This window comes from Rhodoblastus sp., from assembly GCF_052145335.1.
In the GTDB taxonomy this organism is placed as follows: domain Bacteria; phylum Pseudomonadota; class Alphaproteobacteria; order Rhizobiales; family Beijerinckiaceae; genus Rhodoblastus.
The window spans coordinates 1-4,264 of sequence record NZ_JBKQOU010000107.1 but is presented as its reverse complement, the minus strand read 5'-3'; the positions used below and the strand labels follow the sequence as shown (position 1 = coordinate 4,264).

Below are 4,264 nucleotides of genomic sequence, written 5' to 3'. Positions count from 1 at the left end.
CGCGCATGGCGCAGGGCGCCCAGCACGGGGATGAATTCGAGCAATTGCGTCTCGTGGACGCTGCGATTGCCGAAATCCCTGGAAATGGCTGCGGCGATGTCGGTCTCATGCCGGACGATCATCGCCTCGAGTCGGTCCAGGCGGTCGCGGCGGCTGGCGAAATTGGGGTTCATGTCGCGCAGGAAAGCCGTTTTCTGCCTTGATAGCAGGTCTTCCATAGGGCTCATGGAATCGTTCCGATCGGGGCCAGGGGAGCGGCCCCTGTCAGGTTAGCGCGCTTTTACGGGGCACGGAATATAAAAGCGGCCCCGGCCGCCCGCCGAAGAAAAAAGCTTGAGCGGGTCGGTCTTTTTTTGCCGCCGGGCGTTACTCTCCGGTCCCAGGAAAAAACATTCAGGGGAGAGAAACGTGGAACCTTCCGTCAGCGGGGGCGCGCTGGTCGCCAGCAACCTGTCCTATGTCCAGCCGACCGAAAGTTCCGCTTGGGGAACGTTTCTGGCCCAGGTGGATCGGGTCACGCCCTTTCTCGGCCATCTGGAGCGCTGGGCCGAAACCTTGCGGCGGCCGAAAAGGACGCTGATCGTCGACGTGCCGATCGAACTGGACAATGGCGAATTCGCCCATTTCGAGGGCTATCGCGTGCAGCACAGCCTTTCGCGCGGTCCCGGCAAGGGAGGTGTGCGTTATCATCCCGACGTGACGCTGGAAGAGGTCATGGCGCTGGCGGCTTGGATGACGGTCAAGAACGCCGCCGTCAATCTGCCCTATGGCGGCGCCAAGGGCGGCATCAGGCTCGATCCGCGCAAGCTTTCGCTGAAGGAACTGGAACGCGCCACCCGGCGCTATACCAGCGAGATCGGCGTCATCATCGGGCCGTTGCAGGATATTCCGGCGCCCGACGTCAATACCGATGCGCAGGTCATGGCCTGGATGATGGACACCTATTCGATGAACGTCGGCAGCTCCAGCCCCGGCGTGGTCACCGGCAAGCCGATCCATCTCGGCGGTTCGCTGGGGAGGGTGAAAGCCACCGGGCGCGGCGTCTTCGTCATGGGATGCGCCGCGATGCGGCGGCTGAACATGCCGGTGGCGGGCGCGCGCATCGCCGTTCAGGGTTTCGGCAATGTCGGCTCGACGGTGGCCGAACTCTTCGCCCAGGCGGGCGCGAAAATCGTCGCCGTGCAGGATTCCCGCGGCGCGGTTTTCAACGCGCAAGGCTTGAAAATTTCCGAGCTGGCGGCGCATGTCGCGGGCCATCATGGCGTCGCCGATTTCTCGGGGGGCGAAAGCATGGCCCGCGAAGAGTTCTGGGACGTGGGCTGCGACGTGCTGATACCGGCGGCGCTCGAAGGCCAGATCGACGTTTTCCGCGCAAACAGATTGAAGGCCCGCCTGGTGCTCGAAGGCGCCAATGGCCCGACCCTGCCGCAGGCCGACGATGTTCTCGAATCGCGCGGCGTCGTCGTGCTGCCGGACGTGATCTGCAACGCCGGCGGCGTCACGGTCAGCTATTTCGAATGGGTGCAGGACTTCGCCAGCTTTTACTGGACCGAGGAGCAGATCAACCAGCGCCTCGACAAGATTGTGCTCGACGCGCTCGACCAGATCTGGGAGGTTTCCCAGAAGCGCCGGATTTCCCTGCGCACGGCGGCCTTCGTCGTCGGTTGCGAGCGTATCCTGACGGCGCATGAGGAACGCGGCCTCTACCCATGATCCGAGAATTTTCCGCTCCCTACGCGCCGCCCGACGAGGAAATCGCCGAAAGCCTGCTGCGGCGGGCGCCTCCCGCAGTGACGCGGCAGGCGGCTCGGGCGCTCGCTGGCGAGCTGATCGAAATCATCCGCGCGCATCGTGGAGGGATCGGCGGCGTCGAGGATTTTCTGCAGGAATTCAAGCTGTCGTCGCGCGAAGGGCTGGCGGTGATGGCGCTGGCGGAATCGCTGGTCCGGGCGCCGGACAATCCGACCGCCGATCTGCTGCTGGCCGATAAATTATCCGCCGGCGATTTCGTCCATCATCACACCGCGTCCGACGCGCCGCTGGTCCAGGCCTGCGCCTTCGCGCTGGGGTTTTCGGCGCGGCTGATCGGGCCGGAATTTTCGGCGCAGGGCGTCGGCGCCGATCTGGCGCGGCGCCTCGGCGCGCCCACCCTGCGGGCCGCCGCGCGGCAGGCGATGAAACTGCTCGGCGGCCATTTCGTGTTCGGCGAGACCATCCAGGCGGCGCTGGCCCGAGCGCGCAGAAATTCAGACCGGCGCATAAGCCATTCCTTCGACATGCTTGGCGAGGCGGCGCGAACCGGCGCCGACGCACAGCGGCATTTCGATTCCTACGCCGAGGCGATTGGCGCCATCGGCGCGGTGGCGCAGGGCGAAGGGCCGGCGGAAAGGCCAGGGATTTCGGTCAAGCTCTCGGCGCTGCACCCGCGATACGAGGCGATTTCCGCCGAGCGGGTGCGAACCGAATTGGCGCCGCGACTGCTCGAACTGGCGCGGCTCGCCAAAGCCCACGACCTCGGCCTCACCGTCGACGCCGAGGAAGCGGACCGGCTGGAGCTGTCGCTCGAACTTTTTGGACGCGTCGCCGCCGATCCTTCTCTCGGCGGCTGGGACGGTTTCGGGCTGGCGGTGCAGGCCTACCAGAAGCGCGCCCTGGCGGTGATCGACCATGTCGCGGCGCTTGCCGGCGCAAATAGTCGCAAATTCATGGTGCGGCTGGTCAAGGGCGCCTATTGGGACAGCGAGATCAAGCGCGCGCAGGAACGCGGCCTGGCCGATTATCCGGTCTTCACCCGCAAGGCGATGACCGATCTCCATTATCTGGCCTGCGCCGAAAGACTTCTGGCGGATAAAAACCTTTATCCGCAGTTCGCCACCCATAACGCCTTGACCGCAGCGACCCTTGTCGCGCTTGCGGGCGGGCGAAAATACGAATTCCAGCGGCTCCACGGCATGGGCGAAGCTTTGCACGAGGCGCTCCTCGAACGGTCCGGGGTCGGCTGCCGCATCTACGCGCCTGTCGGTCCGCATCGCGACCTGCTGGCTTATCTGGTGCGCCGCCTGATCGAGAACGGCGCCAATTCCTCCTTCGTCGCCCGCGCCGCCGATCCCACCATTGCGGCGCAAACGCTGCTCGCCGATCCGGTCGAGGCGCTCACGGGGGCGCCCAGCGTGCGGCACGCTCATCTTCGCCTGCCGGGCGAAATTTTCGCGCCGGAAAGGAAAAATTCCGCTGGCGTGGAATTTGGCGACCGCAAGGCTCTGGCTGGTTTGCTGGAAGAGATCGCGCCGCGCGCCGGGACGGCGTTTCTGGCCCTGCCGACGTCGGGCCCCGGCCTGCCGCCGCGCGAAATCCCGTCGCCAATCGACGGCTTGGCGGCGGGCGAGGTTTGCGAAGCCGACGCCGCGACGGCGCGCGCCGCGATGGCGGCCGCGAAAGCCGCCTTTCCAGCCTGGAGCCGGACGCCGGTAGAGCAGCGCGCGCAAGTGCTTCTCCGCGCGGCGGACGCGCTTGAGACGCGGCGCGGCCGGCTGATCCGACTGTTGCAGAGCGAGGCGGGAAAGACGCTCGACGACGCGCTGGCGGAAGTCCGCGAAGCGGCGGACCTGTGCCGCTATTATGCGGTGCAGGCGCTGGTCCTGTGCAAGGAAACTGCCCTGCCGGGCGTCACCGGCGAAGAAAATCTTTTGCGGCTTCACGGACGCGGCGTCTTCGTCTGCATTTCCCCGTGGAACTTTCCGCTGGCGATTTTTATCGGACAGGTCGCAGCGGCTCTGGTCGCCGGCAACAGCGTCGTCGCCAAGCCCGCGCCGCAGACCCCGCTGGTCGCCCATGAGGCCGTCGATCTGCTGTTCGCGGCCGGCTGCCCGAAAGGCGTCCTGCAATTCGTTCCCGGCGACGGCGCTGTCGGCGCGGCGCTGGTCGCCGATCCCGCAACGGCGGGCGTGGTCTTTACCGGTTCGGTCGCCACCGCTCACGCCATCCAGAAAGTGCTGGCGGCTTCCCGCGGCCCCATCGTCCCCTTCATCGCCGAGACCGGCGGGATCAACGCGATGATCGTCGATTCCACGGCGCTGATCGAGCAGGTCGTCGACGATGTGCTGGCCTCGGCCTTCCGCTCCGCGGGACAGCGTTGTTCGGCCTTGCGGCTGCTTTGTCTGCAGGAGGAGATTTTCGTTCCCGCTCTGGAAATGCTGACCGGGGCGGCGCGTGAGTTGCGGGTCGGCGATCCGCGTGCGATCGACACCCATGTCGGCCCGGTGAT

2 protein-coding genes and 1 pseudogene are annotated in these 4,264 nt (G+C 66.2%); 2 read left to right on the top strand and 1 reads right to left on the bottom strand.

Going from position 1 to position 4,264, the window contains the following annotated elements; translation table 11 throughout:
- Positions 1 to 227 (bottom strand): annotated as a pseudogene (locus ACLP2E_RS08000) (coniferyl aldehyde dehydrogenase); the annotation flags it as partial.
- Positions 228 to 408: 181 nt separating this feature from the next.
- Between ACLP2E_RS08000 and ACLP2E_RS07995 the strand changes: the two are divergent.
- Together ACLP2E_RS07995 and putA are read left to right on the top strand one after the other, a co-directional pair.
- On the top strand, positions 409 to 1,713 hold the full coding sequence (locus ACLP2E_RS07995; protein WP_442465609.1) for a Glu/Leu/Phe/Val family dehydrogenase: 1,305 nt from the start codon (positions 409 to 411) through the stop codon (positions 1,711 to 1,713).
- Positions 1,710 to 4,264, top strand: a 2,555-nt coding sequence (gene putA, locus ACLP2E_RS07990; protein WP_442465608.1) for a bifunctional proline dehydrogenase/L-glutamate gamma-semialdehyde dehydrogenase PutA, incomplete at its 3' end; no start/stop codon positions are given. The genes ACLP2E_RS07995 and putA, both read left to right, overlap by 4 nt.